This is a genomic window from Micromonospora sp. NPDC048930 (assembly GCF_043197935.1).
Taxonomy (GTDB): domain Bacteria; phylum Actinomycetota; class Actinomycetes; order Mycobacteriales; family Micromonosporaceae; genus Micromonospora.
Genome location: NZ_JBICUB010000009.1, coordinates 124,051 through 141,464, shown reverse-complemented (window position 1 = coordinate 141,464; position 17,414 = coordinate 124,051). Strand labels below are relative to the sequence as shown.

13 protein-coding genes are annotated in these 17,414 nt (G+C 72.2%); 2 read left to right on the top strand and 11 right to left on the bottom strand.

The window, feature by feature from the left end:
- Positions 1 to 9: 9 nt before the first annotated feature.
- Positions 10 to 5,067 carry an NAD-glutamate dehydrogenase gene (locus ACGFI9_RS23695; RefSeq protein ID WP_393181005.1) on the bottom strand — a complete coding sequence of 1,686 codons (5,058 nt, stop codon included), beginning with the start codon at positions 5,065 to 5,067 and terminating at the stop codon, positions 10 to 12.
- A gap of 288 nt (positions 5,068 to 5,355) precedes the next feature.
- Between ACGFI9_RS23695 and ACGFI9_RS23690 the strand changes: the two genes are divergently transcribed.
- The gene (locus ACGFI9_RS23690) at positions 5,356 to 7,317 is read left to right on the top strand and encodes a penicillin-binding transpeptidase domain-containing protein (RefSeq protein ID WP_393181004.1); all 1,962 of its coding nucleotides are present in this window, start codon (positions 5,356 to 5,358) and stop codon (positions 7,315 to 7,317) included.
- Between the two features lie 83 nt (positions 7,318 to 7,400).
- Here the strand turns inward: ACGFI9_RS23690 and ACGFI9_RS23685 are convergent, their stop codons facing one another.
- From ACGFI9_RS23685 to ACGFI9_RS23665, 5 genes are all read right to left on the bottom strand, one after another.
- Positions 7,401 to 8,819 carry an arginase family protein gene (locus ACGFI9_RS23685; RefSeq protein WP_393181002.1) on the bottom strand — a complete coding sequence of 473 codons (1,419 nt, stop codon included), beginning with the start codon at positions 8,817 to 8,819 and terminating at the stop codon, positions 7,401 to 7,403.
- A gap of 66 nt (positions 8,820 to 8,885) precedes the next feature.
- On the bottom strand, positions 8,886 to 9,806 hold the full coding sequence (locus ACGFI9_RS23680; protein ID WP_393181000.1) for a tetratricopeptide repeat protein: 921 nt from the start codon (positions 9,804 to 9,806) through the stop codon (positions 8,886 to 8,888).
- Between the two features lie 138 nt (positions 9,807 to 9,944).
- Complete coding sequence (locus ACGFI9_RS23675) at positions 9,945 to 11,633, bottom strand: methylmalonyl-CoA mutase (protein ID WP_393180998.1); 1,689 nt, start codon at positions 11,631 to 11,633, stop codon at positions 9,945 to 9,947.
- Between the two features lie 118 nt (positions 11,634 to 11,751).
- The gene (locus tag ACGFI9_RS23670; protein WP_393180996.1) at positions 11,752 to 11,991 is read right to left on the bottom strand and encodes a 4-oxalocrotonate tautomerase family protein; all 240 of its coding nucleotides are present in this window, start codon (positions 11,989 to 11,991) and stop codon (positions 11,752 to 11,754) included.
- A gap of 31 nt (positions 11,992 to 12,022) precedes the next feature.
- A complete protein-coding gene (locus ACGFI9_RS23665) occupies positions 12,023 to 12,736 on the bottom strand; it encodes an SDR family NAD(P)-dependent oxidoreductase (protein ID WP_393180994.1) in 714 nt (237 codons plus the stop codon).
- 107 nt (positions 12,737 to 12,843) lie between these two features.
- On the opposite strand from ACGFI9_RS23665, the gene ACGFI9_RS23660 reads away from it, so the two are divergent.
- Entirely contained in the window at positions 12,844 to 13,464 is a 621-nt protein-coding gene (locus tag ACGFI9_RS23660; RefSeq protein WP_393180992.1) for a TetR family transcriptional regulator C-terminal domain-containing protein, read from the top strand.
- A 53-nt stretch (positions 13,465 to 13,517) separates the two neighbouring features.
- On the opposite strand, the gene ACGFI9_RS23655 is transcribed toward ACGFI9_RS23660, so the two are convergent.
- From ACGFI9_RS23655 to ACGFI9_RS23635, 5 genes are all read right to left on the bottom strand, one after another.
- A complete protein-coding gene (locus ACGFI9_RS23655) occupies positions 13,518 to 13,931 on the bottom strand; it encodes an Asp23/Gls24 family envelope stress response protein (RefSeq protein WP_393180990.1) in 414 nt (137 codons plus the stop codon).
- Between the two features lie 87 nt (positions 13,932 to 14,018).
- Entirely contained in the window at positions 14,019 to 14,954 is a 936-nt protein-coding gene (meaB, locus tag ACGFI9_RS23650) for a methylmalonyl Co-A mutase-associated GTPase MeaB (protein ID WP_393181256.1), read from the bottom strand.
- Positions 14,955 to 15,028: 74 nt separating this feature from the next.
- Positions 15,029 to 16,219, bottom strand: coding sequence for an acetyl-CoA C-acetyltransferase (locus tag ACGFI9_RS23645; RefSeq protein WP_393180988.1), 1,191 nt, complete (start codon positions 16,217 to 16,219; stop codon positions 15,029 to 15,031).
- A 214-nt stretch (positions 16,220 to 16,433) separates the two neighbouring features.
- Positions 16,434 to 16,757, bottom strand: coding sequence for a hypothetical protein (locus tag ACGFI9_RS23640; protein WP_393180986.1), 324 nt, complete (start codon positions 16,755 to 16,757; stop codon positions 16,434 to 16,436).
- 80 nt (positions 16,758 to 16,837) lie between these two features.
- A complete protein-coding gene (locus ACGFI9_RS23635) occupies positions 16,838 to 17,170 on the bottom strand; it encodes a hypothetical protein (RefSeq protein ID WP_393180984.1) in 333 nt (110 codons plus the stop codon).
- Between the last annotated feature and the right edge of the window lie 244 nt (positions 17,171 to 17,414).

Here is a 17,414-nt window from a genome sequence, read left to right as displayed (position 1 = left end):
CCGTACGGGTCAGGCCGCCGCCGAGGTCCGCACCAGGGTACGGATCTGCCGCAGCAGCACCGACAGGGCGGAGAGGTCCGCTCGGGACTCGTCGAACTCCCCCATCGCCCGGTGCGCCCGGTGGATCGAGGTGGCGTTCGCCTGCTCCCACTCCTGCACCCGCTCGACCGGCGGAAGGCTGTCCGGGGTGGAGCCGAGGACCTCCGCGGTGAGCGCGGCCAACGCAGCGTACAGGTCGTAGCGCAGCGCCATCCGGGCCAGAGTCTGCCAGCGGTCCTCCCGTGGCAGCAGGGAGATCTTCGACAGCAGGGCGTCCACCCGGAACCGGTCGGAGAGGACGAAGTAGACCGAGGCCACCTCGCTCACGTCCCGGCCCGTCGACTGGGCGGTCTCCACCACGTCGAGCAGGCCGAAGCTGTACATCAGCCGGGTCGCCTGCTCGGCCAGCTCGCGGGGCAGCCCCTTGCCGGTCAGCGAGTCGATGTGGGCGGCGATCGCCTCGCGCTCGGTGCCGTAGAAGAGGTGCTCCAGGTCCGGCAGGAGCCGGGCCACGCCGTCCCGCAGCCGGGCGATCTCCGCCGGCACGTCGATCGGCGAGCGCCGGTTGGTGACCAGCCAGCGCACCGCGCGGTCGAGCAGGCGGCGGATGTCCAGGTAGACGCTGGTCTGCAACTCGGGCGAGACCTTGTTGTCCAGCGCCTCGACCGCGTCCCAGATGGCCGACAGCCCGAACACCTCGCGGACCACCACGTACGCCCGCAGCACGTCCGCCGCCGAGGCGGCCGTCTCCTCCACGACCCGGAAGACGAACGTGATGCCGCCCCGGTTGATCGCCTCGTTCACCAGCACGGTGGTGACGATGTCCCGGCGCAGCCGGTGCTGCCCCATCCGGTGGGCGAACCGCTCCCGCAGCGGCGTCGGGAAGTAGTTGACCAGGACGTCGGTCGTCCACTCCTCGTCCGCCAGCCCCTCGCCGACGATCTCGCGCTCCAGCACGATCTTCACGTACGCCAGCAGCACCGCGAACTCCGGCGCGGTCAGCCCGTTCTCGGTGCGGACCGCCAGCTCGTCGTCCGGCGGCAGCGCCTCCAGGGCACGGTCGAGCTGGCCGCTCCGCTCCAGTTCGCTGATCATGCGGCGGTGCACCGGCAGCAGCGAGGCGGCCTGGGCCTGGGCGTTGTTGAGCGCCCGGGCCTGGTCGTAGTTGTCCCGCAGCACCAGCTCGGCGACCTCGTCGGTCATCTGGGCCAGCAGCTCGTCCCGCTCCGGCCGGTCCAGCTCGCCGTCGGCGACCGCCGTGTTGAGCAGGATCTTGATGTTCACCTCGTGGTCGGAGCAGTCCACTCCGGCCGCGTTGTCGATGAAGTCGGTGTAGATGCGGCCGCCGGCCGAGGCGTACTCGATCCGGCCGTGCTGGGTGAAGCCCAGGTTGCCGCCCTCGCCGACCACCCGGCAGCGCAGGCTCTTGCCGTCCACCCGGATGGCGTCGTTGGACTTGTCCCCGACCTCGGCGTTGGTCTGCGTCGACGCCTTCACGTAGGTGCCGATGCCGCCGTTCCAGAACAGGTCCACCGGCGCGGTCAGGATGGCCTTCATCAGCTCCTGCGGGCTGAGCTGCGTGACGTCGTCGTCGAGGCCGAGCACCGCCCGCACCTGCGGCGAGACCGGCACCGACTTGGCGGTACGCGGGTACACGCCACCGCCGGCCGAGATCAACTCCTGGTTGTAGTCCTCCCAGGACGACCGGGGCAGGTCGAACAGCCGCTTCCGCTCCTGGAACGAGGTGGCCGCGTCCGGGTCCGGGTCGAGGAAGATGTGCCGGTGGTCGAAGGCGGCCACCAGCCGGATGTGCTGCGACAGCAGCATCCCGTTGCCGAACACGTCGCCGGACATGTCGCCGACGCCGACCACGGTGAAGTCCTGGGTCTGAGTGTCGTGCCCCAGCTCCCGGAAGTGCCGCTTCACCGACTCCCAGGCGCCCCGGGCGGTGATGCCCATCTTCTTGTGGTCGTAGCCGGCCGAACCGCCGGAGGCGAACGCGTCGCCCAGCCAGAAGTTGTGCGCGGCGGAGATCTCGTTGGCGATGTCGGAGAACGTGGCGGTGCCCTTGTCCGCCGCCACCACCAGGTACGGGTCGTCCGCGTCGTGCCGGACCACGTCCTCCGGCGGCACGATCTCGCCGCTGGAGATGTTGTCGGTGACGTCCAGCAGCGCGCCGACGAACTCCTTGTAGCAGGCCACCGCCTCGTCCCGGTCGCCCGGCTTCTGCTTGAGCACGAAGCCGCCCTTGGCGCCCACCGGCACGATCACGGCGTTCTTCACCATCTGCGCCTTGACCAGGCCGAGCACCTCGGTGCGGAAGTCCTCGCGCCGGTCCGACCAGCGCAGGCCGCCCCGGGCCACCGGCCCGAACCGCAGGTGCACGCCCTCGAATCGGGGCGAGTAGACGAAGATCTCGAACCTCGGCCGCGGCGCGGGCAGCTCCGGGATCGCCTGCGGGTCCAGCTTGAACGCGACGTACGACTTGGGCCGCCCGCCGACCAGCTTCTGGTAGAAGCTGGTCCGCAGGGTGGCCTGGATCAACGTCAGGTACGACCGCAGGATCCGGTCCTGGTCGAGGCTGGCCACCTCGTCCAGCGCCTCGCCGATCGCCTTGACCAGCTCACCGCTGCGCTGCCGCCGCTCGTCCATCGTGGTCGCGCCCGGGGCGAACCGGGTCTCGAAGAGCTCCACCAGCAGCGTGGCGATCCTCGGGTACGCGATGAACGTCTGCTCCATGTACTCCTGCGAGAAGACGGTGCCTGCCTGCCGCAGGTACTTCGCGTACGCCCGCAGGACGACCACCTGCCGCCAGGTGAGCCCGGCCCGAAGCACCAGCTCGTTGAAGCCGTCCACCTCGGCCTCGCCCCGCCAGGCGGCGGCGAAGGCGTTCTCCACGTGCGGGCGGACCTCGGCCAGCTCCTGGTGCGCCTCGGGCAGTTCCAGTCCGAAGTCGTAGAGCCAGATCCGGCCGTCGACCCGTTCCACCTCGTACGGGTGCTCGTCGACCACCTTCACGCCGAGCGAGTGCAGCACCGGCAGCACGGCGGAGAGCATCATCGGCTCGCCGTACCGGTAGACCTTGAACCGCACGTCCATGGTCTCGTCGATCTCGCGGCCGGCGCCGTTGGTGCGCGCGACCTGCTTGCGGAACAGGTGCATCTCGAGCTGGCCTGGCTCCTCCAGCAGCTCCAGCTTGGCCAGGTCCTTCATCGCCTCGTACGGCGTGTGCCCGTCCTTGTAGCCCTCCGGGAACGCGTCGGCGTACCGGCTGAACAGGTGCTTGGCCTGCTCGTCACCGAGCTTTCGCTCCAGCACCAGCCGGTAGTCGTCGTCCCACAGCCGGGTGGCGTCGGCCAGCTCCTCGGCGAGCAGGTCGGCGTCGATCTCCGCGGGCGGGTTGGTCGGGTCGGTCCGGACGATGAAGTGCACCCGGGCGAGCATCGACTCGGTGACCCGGGTGGTGTAGTCGACCCCGACGCCGTTCAGCTCGCGCAGCAGGATGTCCTGCATGCGCAGCCGGTTCTGCGTGGTGAACCGGTCCCGGGGCAGGTAGATCAGGCAGGAGATGAACCGCCCGTACGCGTCCCGGCGCAGGAAGACCCGCAGCTGCCGGCGGCCGGCCATGCGCAGCACGCCGATCACCGCGTGGTAGAGGTCGTCGGTCTTGATCTGGAACAGCTCGTCCCGCGGGTAGGTCTCCAGGATCTGGAGCAGGTCCTTGCCGGAGTGGCTGCGCAGGCTCAGGCCGGAGCGGTCCAGCACCTCGGCGACCTTGCGGCGGACCACCGGCAGCTCCTGCACGCTGGTGCGGTACGCCGCGGTGGAGAACAGGCCCAGGAAACGCCGCTCCCCGACCACCTCGCCGGCGTCGTTGAAGATCTTGAAGCCGATGTAGTCGAGGTAGGCCGAGCGGTGCACGGTGGCCCGCGAGTTGGCCTTCGTGATGATCAACAGGCGCTTCTCCAGCACCTTCTCGTGCGCCTCGGGCGTCATCGACGAGAGCGCCCGGGCCTCCGGCGAGTCGGAGCGCAGGATGCCCAGGCCGGTGCCGAGGACGGCCTCCAGGGCCTGGCCGCCGTCCGCGCCGTCGGTGTCGACCAGCCGGTACTCCCGGTAGCCGAGGAAGGTGAAGTGGTCGTGCGCGAGCCAGCGCAGCAGCTCCACCGAGTCGGTGATGTCCTTCTCCGGCACCGGCGGCCGGTTGTCCGAGGTACGCGCGGAGGCCAGCTCGTCGGCGAGCGCGAGGGCCCGCTGCCGCATCTTCGGCCAGTCCTCCACGGCCTCCCGGACGTCGGTGAGCACTCGCTGCAGCTCCCTACGCAGCTTCTCCCGCTCGGCCGGGTCCCGGACCGGGTCGATCTCGATCCGCATCCAGCTCTCGACCAGGTCGCCGGCGATCGCGTCGTCCGGCTCCACGTCGGCGGAGACCTCGGTGAGCCGGCCCAGCGGCTCCCGACGGACCACCACCAGCGGGTGGACCAGCAGGTGCACGTCGAGGTGGTGGGTGTTGAGCAGGGCGGTCACCGAGTCGACCAGGAACGGCATGTCGTCGGTGACGATCTCGATCACCGTGTGGTGCTGGTCGACGTCCGGCTCGTGGATGCGCAGCTTCAGCTCGCCCGGTACGCGCTGCTGGGCCAGGTCCCGATGGGCCCGGGCCGCGTCGAGCATCTCCTCGGCGGTGAAGCCGATCAGCTCCTCGTCGGGCGCGAACCGCCAGAAACGGCCGACCAGGGTCGCCGCGTCGTGGTCGTCACCGGCCAGCGCGACCGCCTGGGCGACCAGGCGCTCCGCGTTGGGCACCGGCTCGTCCAGCTCGGCGTCCTCCGTCTCGTCGCCCAGCGTCTGCGTCGGCAGGCCCAGGTCGTAGAGGGTGTCGATGCTGGAACCGGTCATCCCGGTTGTTCCTGTGTCAAGTCGGCTGTAACCGTCCCCGTCGGTCGCCGAATCGAAGCTGTCATCGTCCCGACTGGTGTCAACCTGCCGGAGGTCGGGTCCCGGTTTGATCGCCGGACGCCGGTCCATCGGTGCCACTCCCCTCGACCCACCGCGTTGTGGGTCACTCTGCCGCCCAGCCTAGGCCCTGCCGCTCTGACCGTTCGTCGGCGGACCACTGGCCGGACGTACGGATCGGGACTTTGTCCTTTCACCCGTTGCGGGTACGTGGTCGGCCGGTCGCGGAGTACCCGGACTGGCGATGTTCATCACACGGGCGCAGGCCACTCTTTACCCGCTCAAGGGCGGTGGCGGGGCGGTGGAGACCGGCCCGCCGTACTAGCGTGCAGGGCAGTTACGCACCGGAGGGAATGCTTCATGCCCGTCTCGTACCCCGTCCGCCGCCATCTCTCCCCCCGCCGGCCGGTCCTCGTGGCGCTGGCCGCCGCCGTGCTCGCCGCGGGAGCGCTGGCCGGCTGCTCGGGCGAGGGCGGGCCGGAGACCACCGTCGACGCCTTCCTGAAGGGCTGGCGCTCGGGTGAGCTCCAGGCGGTCGGCTTCGTCGACGCCACCGGCGCCAAGATCCCGGCCGCCGAGGTGACGAAGGAGATCAGGTCGCTCTCCGGCGAGCTGGCCGACACCCCGCCGGAGCTGAAGCGGGCCGGCGACGCGAAGATCACCGCCGACACGGCCACCGCGCGGGTCCAGGTCACCTGGACGCTGCCGGGCCAGGTCCGCTGGGCCTACGAGAGCCCGGTACGCCTCAAGCGTGGCGGCGACGACCAGTGGCAGGTGATCTGGGAGCCGACCATCGTCCAGGAGAAGCTGGAGAAGGGCGACCGGCTCGCGCTGCGCCGCGACCCCGCGCCCCGGGCCGGCATCCTCGACGGCGCGGGTGCCCCGATCGTCGCGCCCCGGCCGGTGGTCCGGGTGGGCGTGCAGCCCGGCGAGGTCACCGACGTGCAGGCGCTGGTCCGGCAGCTCGACGCCGCGTTCCGGGCGATCCGGCCCGCGCTCACCCCGCCGGTCGACCTCGCCGACCTGCCCAAGCGCGTCGCCGAGGCCGACCCGGGCGCGTTCGTCGAGGTGGTGACGCTGCGCGACGAGGCGTACCGACAGATCAAGCCGCGGATCTACGACCTGCCCGGCACGAAGTTCCAGAGCGACAAGCTCGCCCTGGCCCCGACCCGGGAGTTCGCCCGGGCGCTGCTCGGCTCCGTCGACCCGGCCCAGGCCGACGACCTCCAGGCCCACCCCGACAAGTACGTCCGGGGTGATCTGGTCGGCCACGGCGGCCTGCAGGGCCGGTACGACGACCGGCTGCGCGGGGTCCCCGGGCTGACCGTGGTCACCGAACACCCCGCGCCGGAGGGGACCACCGCCCCGAGCGGGGTGGAGGTCTTCCGTGCCGAGCCGAAGCCCGGCCAGCCGCTGAAGACCACCCTCGACGTGGCCACCCAGAACGCCGCCGACGCGGCACTGCGCGGGGAGACCCGCCGCTCCGCCCTGGTCGCCGTACGGATCAGCGACGGCGCGGTGCTGGCCGCCGCGAACGGTCCCGGCGCGGCCGGCGAGAACCTCGCCTTCGGCGCCCAGGTGCCGCCCGGCTCGACGTTCAAGATGGTCAGCGCGCTCGCCCTGCTGGACAAGGGCGCGGTGACCCCGGAGGCGACGGTGGCCTGCCCGAAGACTTTCGTGGTGGACGGCCGCCCGTTCAAGAACTCGGACAACTTCGCGCTGGGGTCGGTCCCGTTCAGCACCGACTTCGCGAAGTCCTGCAACACCGCCTTCGCCTCCCTGGCGCCGAAGCTCGGCGCGGACGGGCTCGCCGTCGCCGGCCGTACGCTCGGCCTGGAGGCCAGCTGGGACCTCGGCGCGGACGTCTTCACCGGCAAGGTCTCCGCCAACGGCTCCGCGACCGAGCAGGCCGCCGCCGCGATCGGGCAGGGCACCACCGTGGTCAGCCCGCTGGCCATGGCCGGTGCCACCGCCGCCGTGGCCCGGGGCCACTGGGAGCAGCCCAAGCTGCTCCTCGACCCGGCACCGGCGAAACCCGCGCCGGCCGGTCCCGCGCTGAAGGCCGAGTCCGTGGCCGCGCTGAAGGCGATGATGCGCGGGGTGGTCACCAGCGGCACGGCCAGCGCCCTGAAGGACGTGCCCGGCGAGCCGGTGTACGGCAAGACGGGCACCGCCGAATACGACAACAACCCGGCGCACACCCACGCCTGGTTCGTCGGCTGGCAGGGCGACGTGGCGTTCGCGGTCTTCGTGGAGCAGGGCGGCGCGAGCACCGCCAGCGCGGTCCCGATCAGCGAGCGCTTCCTCCGCGCCCTCGCCTGAGCCTCCCCGGCACCCCACGCACCGGCCTGCCGCGGCCGCTCATCGGCATGATCGTGCCCCAGGGCGGCCGGGGCGACGAGCGGTCAGGCGATGTCGGCGCCGGAGCGGTGCGGGCCGGGGTCATCGGCGGGCGCGGAGGCCTCGTCCTCGGCGACCGGCGCCCGACGCAGCAGGCCCGGACCGGCCAACGGGGGCGGAACGATCTGCTCCGCGACCTCGTCCCGCCCGGTGATCTGTCGCAGCAGTCCCGATCCCGCCGCCGACGGCCCGGACTCCTCCGGCTCGTCGGCCTGGTCCACGCTCGCCACCCGCCGCAACAACCCCGGCCCCGCGTCGTCGGCCGGTCGCCGCAGCAGCCCGGGACCGGTCGGGTCAGGGATTTCCGGGTCCTGGCCGGCACCGTCCGGCTCGGCCGGGCCAGGGTCGGCGGAAGCGGGGTCGGCCGGGGTCGGGTCCGGACCGATGGGCTCGACGGCCACCGCGGGGGCCGGGACGGCCGCCGGCGCGGGCAGGACGGGACGCCCGGTGCCCGGCCGGGGTGCCGGGGCGACCGGGCCGGACGGCAGCAGTCGCGGCGGCACCGCGCTCGGCGCGGAGACCGGGGCGAGCCCGGCCACCACCGTGTTGACGATCTCGGCGGCGTACGAGCCGTCGGGGTCGTAGTCGGGGTCGAAGACGGTCAGCTCGACGCCCAGGCAGTGCGGGGTGTCGACCAGGCCGGAGAGCAGGATCTCCAGCTCGGCGAAGGCGATCCCGCCCGGGTCGGGGGCGTCCACGGCGGGCATCACCGCCGGGTCGAGCACGTCCACGTCGATGTGCACCCAGTAGCCGGCGCAGTCCGCCAGCTGCTCGTGCGCCCACTGGGCGGTCCGGGCCGCTCCCTCGGCCCGCAGGGCCGGCACCGGCCGGGTGGTGATCCCGGCGGCCTGGAGGTCGAGCCGGTACTCGTCCTGCGCCCGGATGCCGAGCACCACCACGTCGATGTCCCGGAAGTAGGGACGCCGCCCCTCGATCGCGGCCAGGTCGGCCTGTCCCCGGCCGGTGACCAGGGCGAGGTCCTCCCCCGCCGCCGCGCCCACGTACGAGGCGTTGCCGGGGTGGCGGAAGTCGGAGTGACCGTCGACGAAGACCAGCCCGATCCGGCCGCCGACGGCCTCGCCGAGCCGGTGCATGGCCAGCGCCGAGCCGAGCAGCACCGAGCAGTCCCCGCCGAGCACCAGCGGGAACTCGCCCCGGTCGATGATCGCGCCGATCCGGTCGGCCAGCGCCACCGAGTACGCCGAGATCTCCCGGGCGTGGCAGACGCCGTCGCCGGGGCGCCAGTCGCCGGGGTCGTACCGGGGCGGGGTGAGGCAGCCGGCGTCCCGGGCCCGCAGCCGGGCGAGCAGGCCGTGGTCGCGCAGCGCGCCGGGGGCCTTGGCACAGCCGGGGACCGAGGTGGACGTGGGTGGGCGCAGGCCGAGGTTGGTCGGCGCGTCGAGGACGGCGATCCGGCGCGTCATGGGCTCCCGTCCTCGATGGTCGGGCGGGCCGGCCGGTACGCCGGCCCGCGCTGGCGTGCTACGAACTCAGAACAGGGCGCTGGCCAGGGCGCGCCGGGCCGACGCCACGGCGGGGTCGTCCGGGCCGGCGATGGTGAACAGCGAGACGAGGTGCTGGCGTACCTTCTCCCGATCCTCACCGGCGGTCCGCCGGACCAGGCCGACCAGCCGGGCGTACGCCTGCTCGGCCAGGCCGCTGAGCACCTCGATGTCGGCGGCGAGGAGCTGGGCCTCGACGTCGTCGGGGGCCTGCTCGGCGGCGGCGAGCGCGGCCCGCGGGTCGGCGCCGGTGACCCGGCGGGCGACCCCGACCTGGGCCAGGCCGGCCTCGGCCGCGGCGTCCGCCGGGCTCTCGGCCAGGATCTTCTTGTACGCCGCCTCGGCGGCGTCCAGGTCGCCGGACATCAGCGCGTCGTCGGCCTCGGTGAGCCGCGGGTCCTCCGGCTCGGCGACGGTCACGCCACCGGCCTTCAGGACCGCCTGGATCCACTGCCGGAGCTGGGCCTCGGGCACCACCCCGGAGAAGGCGTCGATCGGCTGCCCGCCGACCACCGCGTAGACCATCGGGATGCCCTGGACCCGGAACATCTGGGCGAGCCGCGGGTTGGCGTCCACGTCGATCCGGGCGAGCACCCAGGCGCCGTTGCCCTCGGCCGCCAGCCGCTCCAGCACCGGCGACAGCTGCTTGCAGGGCTCGCACCACTCGGCCCAGAAGTCCACCACCACCGGCGTGGTCAGCGACCGCTCCAGCACCTCGGACTGGAAGGTCGCCTCGGTCACGTCGATCACGGCCACGCCACCGCCCGCCGCGGGGCCGCCGGGCACACCGGCGGGCGGGCCGGCCTGGGCCGGGGTGGCGGGACGGGAGGGTTCGGGGGTGCCGCGCAGCGCGCTGAGGTCGACCGCGCCGCGGGTGAAGATCGACGAGGTGATCCGTGGGTCGCTCATGGTTATCTAGTCTCGCACGTGTCGTCCGGAACTCAGATCAACCGCGACGGCGACAGTTGCAACTCTCACGCCTGGTCGGGGTGCAGGGAAGGGCCCTTTCTTGACGCCTGGCGACAAGAAAGGGCCCTTCCTGACGGCTCAGAAGCGGGCGGGCTCGCGGTAGATGCCCCACTCGGCCTTGAGGGCGTCGCAGATCTCGCCGAGGGTGGCCTCGGCGCGGACGGCGTCCAGCATCGCCGGGATCATGTTCTCGCCGGTGCGGGCGACCTCGACCATGTGCTGCACGGCGGCCTTGACCTTGGCGTCGTCGCGGCCGGCCTTGCGCTCGGCGAGCACCCGGCGCTGCTCCAGCTCGACCTCGTGCGAGATGCGCAGGATCTCCAGGTCCTTGGCGACCGTGCCGGTGTGGCAGTTGACCCCGACGATCTTCTTCTCGCCCTTCTCCAGCGCCTGCTGGTAGGCGAAGGCGGACTCGGCGATGTGGCCGGTGAACCAGCCGTCCTCGATGCCGCGCAGGATGCCCGAGGTCATCGGCCCGATCTGGTGCGGGCCGTCGCCGCCGAGCTGCCGGATCCGGGCGAAGATCTCCTCCGCCTCGGCCTCGATCCGGTCGGTCAGCGCCTCGACGTACCAGGCGCCGCCGAGCGGGTCGGCCACGTTGGTCACCCCGGTCTCCTCCATCAGCACCTGCTGGGTACGCAGGGCGATCTCGGCCGACTCGTCGGTGGGCAGGGCCAGGGTCTCGTCGAGGGCGTTGGTGTGCAGCGAGTTGGTGCCGCCGAGCACCGCCGCAAGGGCCTCCACGGCGGTCCGGACCACGTTGTTGACCGGCTGCTGGGCGGTCAGCGACACCCCGGCGGTCTGGGTGTGGAACTTCAGCCAGAGGGCCTTCTCGCTGGTGGCGCCGTACACGTCGCGCAGCCAGCGGGCCCAGATCCGGCGGGCGGCCCGGAACTTGGCGATCTCCTCGAAGAAGTCCACGTGGGAGTCGAAGAAGAAGCTCAGGCCCGGGGCGAAGACGTTGACGTCCAAGCCGCGGGAGAGCCCCAGCTCGACGTAGCCGAACCCGTCGGCGAGGGTGTACGCCAGCTCCTGCGCGGCCGTCGCGCCGGCCTCGCGGATGTGGTAGCCGGAGACCGAGAGCGGCTTGTACTTCGGGATCTCCCGGGCGCAGTACTCCATCAGGTCGCCGATCAGGCGCAGGTGCGGCTCCGGGTCGAAGAGCCACTCCTTCTGCGCGATGTACTCCTTGAAGATGTCCGTCTGGAGCGTGCCGTCCAGGGTGGACAGGTCGGCGCCCTGCCGCTCGGCGGCGACCAGGTACATGCAGAAGACCGGCACGGCCGGGCCGGAGATGGTCATCGAGGTGGTCACGCCGGCCAGGTCGATGCCGTCGAAGAGCACCTCCATGTCGGCGGCCGAGTCGATGGCCACGCCGCAGTGGCCCACCTCGCCGAGCGACTGCGGGTCGTCCGAGTCGCGCCCCATCAGGGTCGGCATGTCGAAGGCGACGGAGAGTCCGCCGCCACCGGCACCGAGGATCATCTTGTAGCGCTCGTTGGTCTGCTGGGCGTTGCCGAAGCCGGCGAACTGCCGGATGGTCCAGGTCCGCCCGCGGTAGCCGGTCGGGTAGAGCCCCCGGGTGTACGGGAACTCGCCCGGCCAGCCGATCCGGTCGAAGCCCGGGTAGGCCACGCCCTCCGGCGGGCCGTACACCGGGTCCACGGTCATGCCGGAGAGCGTGGTGAAGTCCGCGTCCCGCTTGCGGGCGGCGTCGTAGCGGGCCTGCCAGCGGGCCCGACCGGCGGCGATCTCGTCGGCGTCCATGCGCGGAGCTCCTCCTCGAGTCCTCGACTGAAGACCGAGTGTAGAACGCTTGCCTGAACGATCGCTAAGGATGTGCGTACCGGCCGGTAACCTGGCCGGCCGGTACGCACCCGCGCGGTCACTCCGGTGAGCGGGAGCGCTGCTGTCGCCGGTACTGCTCGACCGGGAGGCCGCCCCGTCCCCAGTTCTCGGTGTCGACCTCGTCGATCACTACGAAGGTCGAGTCCAACGGCTTGTTCAGCACGTCGAGCAGCAACTGGCTCACCCCTTTGATCAGGGCCGCCTTCTCCTCGGTGGTCGCCGCGGACGCACCGGGGGTGCTGCCCTCCCGGGTGATCTGGATGGTGACGATCGGCATGGGTGGTGATCCCCTCTTGCGGTGGTGGTGGTCAGTGACCGGCGTTCTGGCCGCCGTCGACGTGCAGGATCTCGCCGGTGACGAAGGGTGCCGACTCCAGGTAGACGACGGCGTCGACGATGTCGCTGGTCTCGCCCATCCGGCCGACCGGGTGCAGGCCGGCGAGCGTCTCGTGGGTCTCGACCGGGTGCATCGGGGTCTTGATCACGCCGGGTGCCACGGCGTTGACCCGGACGCCCCGGCTCGCGTACTCGATGGCCAGGGCCTTGGTCGCGGAGCTGAGGCCACCCTTGGTCAACGACGCGAGCGCGGACGGGACGTTGGAGTTGGGCTGGTCCACGAGGCTGGTCGTGATGGTGACGATGTGGCCCGCGCCGGTGGCGAGCAGGTGCGGCAGGGCGCGCCGGGTGAGGTGGAAGAAGCCGGCGAGGTTCACCCCGACGGCCAGGTCGTACTCCTCGTCGGTGTACTCGGTGAAGGGCTTGGCGATGAAGACGCCGGCGTTGTTGACCAGGGTGTCGATGCGGCCGAAGCGGTCGACGGCCGCGTCGATCACGCGCTGCGCGGTGTCGGCGTCGGCGATGTCGCCCCGAACGGTGACGATCTCCGGGTCATCGGCGGCACCGATCGAGCGTGAGGTCGCCACGACGCCGTATCCGAGTTTGCGGTACGCGTCGACGAGGCCGGCCCCGATGCCCTGAGAGGCGCCGGTGATCACGGCGACCTTCTGTCCCTGACTGCTCATGACGTTCCTCTTCCTGACTGGCCGGAGCTCTCGTCGGCCCGGGCCTGGGGACCAGTAGACGACTGGTCGACAAAAAGCTAGCCGACCGGTCGTGTATCGTCAAAGCCATGGGACGGACCAGTGACGCGCGGAACAAGATCCTCGCTGCCGCCGCCACGCTGCTCGAACAGCGCGGATATTCCGCGCTGGGCGTGGCGGAGATCTGCGCGACGGCCGGCGTGCCGAAGGGCAGCTTCTACTACTTCTTCGAGTCCAAGCAGGCGCTCGCGCTCACCGTCATCGACGAACACTGGGCGGGCCAGCGGCGGCAGTGGGTCGAGTTGCTCGGCAGTGACCGCGACCCGCTGCGGCGCCTACGGGACCTGTTCGAGGCCACCGAGGAGGTGCAGCGCGCCGGGCAGCAGAAGGCGGGCCTAGTCGTCGGTTGCCTCTTCGGCAACCTCGCGCTGGAGCTCAGCACCCAGGCCGAGGAGATCCGCCGGCGGCTCCAGGAGATCTTCGACGCCCAGATCGACCTCATCGAGCGGGTGGTCATCGAGGCGAAGGAGCAGGGCCAGGCCGGCCCGTCGGTGGACGCTCACGAGGCCGCGCGGTCCCTGGTCGCCCAGATCGAGGGACGCGCGCTGCTCGCGAAGCTGCTCAACGACCCGGCCCAGCTCGAGACGCTGTGGCGGAACAGCCTGGACCTGCTCCAGGTGCCGCCGCTGGTACGGGCCGCGCTGACCTGAGGACCCGGCGCTGACCGTCGCCCCCTCGGCGGACCAGCAGGGCGCGGGCAGCCTCAGGTCGACGGCACCGCCGGGCCGCCCAGGGCCACGTCGTCGACCCGGATGTTGATCTCGTCGACCCGCAGCCCGTACGCCTCGACCGCGGCGGTCACCGCCGAGCGGACCGCGTCGGTCACCTCGGGCACCGGCCGGCCGCCGTCGATCACGATGACCAGGTTGACCACCGCCGCGCCGTTGGTGACGTGCGCCGAGCAGCCACGCCGGGCATCGCCCACCTGGTCCAGCCCGACCTTGTCCAGCACCGCGTTGAAGAAGCGCGCCACGTCGCCCCCGAGGTCGGCCACCCCGGGCACGGACTTCGCGGCGGCCACCGCGATCTTCTCCACCACCTCGTCGGAGACGTGCGTCGCGCCGCCCGCCACCGCGTCCGGCAGCACCGACAGCTCCTGGGTCGCCTCGTCAGCCATGCGCTCTCCCCACCAGGTTCGTCCGGCCCCACGCGGTCGGTGAGGCGGTGCGAGCGTACTAGTCGGAGGCGGTCCGGAGTGGACGGGTCAGGCGCCCAACTGCGCCAGCAGCTCGGCGGCGGCCGCGTACGGGTCGACCGCGCCCTCGGCCACCTTGGCGGCGAGCGTCGGGAGCTGCGTACCGTCGCGCAGCGAGCCGATCCGGTCCCGGAGGGTGCCCAGCGCGATCGCCTCGATCTCGGCGGCGGCCCGCGCCTCCCGGCGGCGGCGCAGCTCACCGTGGCGCTCCAGCCAACCGCGGTGCTTGTCGATCGCGGCGGCGATGTCGTCGATCCCCTCGCCGCGCGCGGCGATCGACCGCACCACCTGCGGCCGCCACTCCCCCGGCCCGCGCTCGCCCAGCGCGATCATGCCCTGGATGTCGCGGACGGTGGCGTCGGCGCCGTCCCGGTCGGCCTTGTTGACCACGAAGACGTCGGCGATCTCCAGGATGCCGGCCTTGACCGCCTGGATCGCGTCGCCCATGCCCGGGGCGAGCAGCACCAGCGTGGTGTCCGCGAGGGACGCCACCTCGACCTCGGCCTGCCCGACGCCGACGGTCTCCACCAGCACCACGTCGCAGCCGGCGCCCTCCAGCACCCGGACCGCCTGCGGGGTCGCCGCGGAGAGCCCGCCGAGGTGACCCCGGCTGGACATCGAGCGGATGTAGACGCCGGGGTCGGTGGCGTGGTCCTGCATCCGGACCCGGTCGCCGAGGATCGCCCCGCCGGTGAACGGGCTGGACGGGTCGATGGCCAGCACGCCCACCCGGTGGCCGCGCGCCCGCAGCGCCCGGACCAGCTCGTTGGTGGTGGTCGACTTGCCCACGCCCGGCGAGCCGGTCAGCCCGACCACCTGGGCGTGCCCGGCGTACGGCGCGAGGGCCGCCGCCACCTGCGGCAGCACCTCGTCGCCGGACTCGACCAGGGTGATCAGGCGGGCCACCGCGCGGGGGTCACCCGCGCGGGCCCGCTCCACCAGCATCGGTACGTCCCGGCTGCGGCGCACCGATCCGGTGGCCGCGGCCGGGACGTTCTCGACGGGCTCACTCACTGCTGTCACTCGCCACCGTTCGGAACGTGGATGATCAGGGCGTCGCCCTGACCGCCGCCGCCGCAGAGCGCGGCCGCGCCGGTGCCGCCGCCGCGCCGCTTGAGCTCCAGCGCCAGGGTGAGCACCAGCCGGGCGCCGGACATGCCGATCGGGTGGCCGAGCGCGATGGCGCCGCCGTTGACGTTGACCTTGTCCGGGCTGACGCCCAGGTCGCGGGTGGACTGGATGCCGACCGCGGCGAACGCCTCGTTGATCTCGATGAGGTCGAGGTCGGAGACGGCCAGGCCGGCCTTCTTCAGCGCGTGGTTGATGGCGTTGGACGGCTGCGAGTGCAGGGAGTTGTCCGGGCCGGCCACGTTGCCGTGCGCGCCGATCTCGGCCAGCCAGGTCAGCCCCAGCTCCTTGGCCTTGGCCTTGCTCATCACGACCACCGCGGCGGCGCCGTCCGAGATCGGCGAGGAGCTGCCGGCGGTGATGGTGCCGTCCTTGGTGAAGGCCGGCCGGAGCTTGCCCAGCGACTCGGCGGTGGTGTCCGGGCGGATGCCCTCGTCCTCGCTGATCACCAGCGGGTCGCCCTTGCGCTGGGGAATGATCACCGGGGTGATCTCGTCGGCGAAGTGCCCGTTCTTCTGGGCGGCGGCGGCGCGCTGGTGGCTGGCGGCGGAAAAGGCGTCCTGCTCCTCGCGGGTGATGCCGTGCTTCGCCCCGTGCCGCTCGGTCGACTCGCCCATGGAGCAGCAGTCCCAGGCGTCGGTGAGGCCGTCCAGGGCCATGTGGTCCTTGATCGTGACGTCGCCGTACTTGTAGCCGGAGCGCTGGCCGAGCAGCAGGTGCGGGGCGTTGGTCATGGACTCCATGCCGCCGGCGACCACGATGTCGAACTCGCCGGCCCGGATGAGCTGGTCGGCCAGGGCGATCGCGTCCAGGCCGGAGAGGCAGACCTTGTTGATGGTGAGCGCGGGGGTGGACATCGGGATGCCCGCCTCGACCGCCGCCTGGCGGGCCGGGATCTGGCCCGCGCCGGCCTGGAGCACCTGCCCCATGATCACGTACTGCACCTGGTCGGGGGCGACGCCGGCGCGCTCCAGCGCCGCCTTGATCGCGATGCCACCGAGCCTGGTCGCCGGAAGATCCTTGAGGTTGCCGAGCAGGCGCCCCATCGGGGTCCGCGCGCCACTGACGATCACCGAAGCCATGCCTGCCTCCGAGGGGGTGCCGACCTGTACGCCTTAACGATTGTTAGGACGCACCTTATCTGCCGGGAACAGCGACAGTACGGTGACCCTGAGCACGTCCGCAACGCGCTCCAGGTCATGACGATGACTGGTCGCCGCGCCGCGGCGGCCGGCATCGGGGCCTGGACCTGCCGGGCCCGGAATCACGCGGCATGCCTTACCCGGGCCGCGCGGTTCAGCCCTCCCAGGGGCGGCGCCGGCGCGGCGGCACCGGACCCCGGGGCGACGACGCCGGCGACGGGTGGACCCCCCGGGCGGCCACCTCGATCCGCGGGGTCCGGTCCGGCGGGAGGTGCTCTCGTTCGGCCACCACCACGACGTCGACGGTGCCGTCGATCATCATCTGCCTGACCTCGTCCCACGGTGCCGTGGTGACGATTCCGAGGAGGTCGTAGCGGCACCGCCGCGCGTAGTCCAGGCAGACCATGAGGTGGGGTTCGATCGGGTCGACGTGGGAGGGGATCCAGATGGCAGCGACGGGGCGTGACAGTGAACTCACCATCCGTACTCTTCACCGGTTGCAAGTTGCAGATCAACCGCGTCCCGTCCGGGTTCGCATATGCCGAACGATCGATGAGGTCAGCCACGGGACGACCGGCCATGGGGCGATCTGAGGTGGTCGTCGAGGCGGCTCTCCACCTCCTTGAGACGGCTCTCCGCCTCGTCGACCGCGTCCCGCAGCGTCCCGCCTCCGTTCGGGTGCAGCTCCCTCTCGAGCCGCCGCAACCGCTCCGGCACCCCCGGGACGGCGTCGTGACCCGGCCTGGCCGGCACCCCGTACCAGTCCTGCCGGAACTCCTCGTTCTGCCGGGCCAGGCGGCGCAGCGGCCGGCTCACCATCACGGCCAGGGTCAGCGCGCTGAGGATCACGCCCAGCACGACGCCGGCTGCCGCCCACTGCTCCAGCGTCATGCCGAGCACCCCGGATCCGGGACGCCGGACCCTGTGGTGTCCGGTGCGTTGCCGCGCCTTCTCCGTACCGTGCGCACGGCTCGGACCTCCCCGAGTCCGATCGAGGCCTCCAGGCCGGGCCGCGAGCGCCGGCCGGGGGCGATCATTGCTGGTGGCGTGCCTGTCTCGAATCGTGCTCGCAACCCGCTGCGCCGGGCATCGTCCGTCCAGCGCGACGATCGGGGCGCCGCCGGCCGCCGGATCG

Bases quoted from the DNA above. Each gene is read 5' to 3' on its own strand.
- ACGFI9_RS23695 (WP_393181005.1), bottom strand. From the start codon at position 5,067: ATGGACCGGCGTCCGGCGATCAAACCGGGACCCGACCTCCGGCAGGTT.
- ACGFI9_RS23690 (WP_393181004.1), top strand. From the start codon at position 5,356: ATGCCCGTCTCGTACCCCGTCCGCCGCCATCTCTCCCCCCGCCGGCCG.
- ACGFI9_RS23685 (WP_393181002.1), bottom strand. From the start codon at position 8,819: ATGACGCGCCGGATCGCCGTCCTCGACGCGCCGACCAACCTCGGCCTG.
- ACGFI9_RS23680 (WP_393181000.1), bottom strand. From the start codon at position 9,806: ATGAGCGACCCACGGATCACCTCGTCGATCTTCACCCGCGGCGCGGTC.
- ACGFI9_RS23675 (WP_393180998.1), bottom strand. From the start codon at position 11,633: ATGGACGCCGACGAGATCGCCGCCGGTCGGGCCCGCTGGCAGGCCCGC.
- ACGFI9_RS23670 (WP_393180996.1), bottom strand. From the start codon at position 11,991: ATGCCGATCGTCACCATCCAGATCACCCGGGAGGGCAGCACCCCCGGT.
- ACGFI9_RS23665 (WP_393180994.1), bottom strand. From the start codon at position 12,736: ATGAGCAGTCAGGGACAGAAGGTCGCCGTGATCACCGGCGCCTCTCAG.
- ACGFI9_RS23660 (WP_393180992.1), top strand. From the start codon at position 12,844: ATGGGACGGACCAGTGACGCGCGGAACAAGATCCTCGCTGCCGCCGCC.
- ACGFI9_RS23655 (WP_393180990.1), bottom strand. From the start codon at position 13,931: ATGGCTGACGAGGCGACCCAGGAGCTGTCGGTGCTGCCGGACGCGGTG.
- meaB (WP_393181256.1), bottom strand. From the start codon at position 14,954: ATGCTGGTGGAGCGGGCCCGCGCGGGTGACCCCCGCGCGGTGGCCCGC.
- ACGFI9_RS23645 (WP_393180988.1), bottom strand. From the start codon at position 16,219: ATGGCTTCGGTGATCGTCAGTGGCGCGCGGACCCCGATGGGGCGCCTG.
- ACGFI9_RS23635 (WP_393180984.1), bottom strand. From the start codon at position 17,170: ATGACGCTGGAGCAGTGGGCGGCAGCCGGCGTCGTGCTGGGCGTGATC.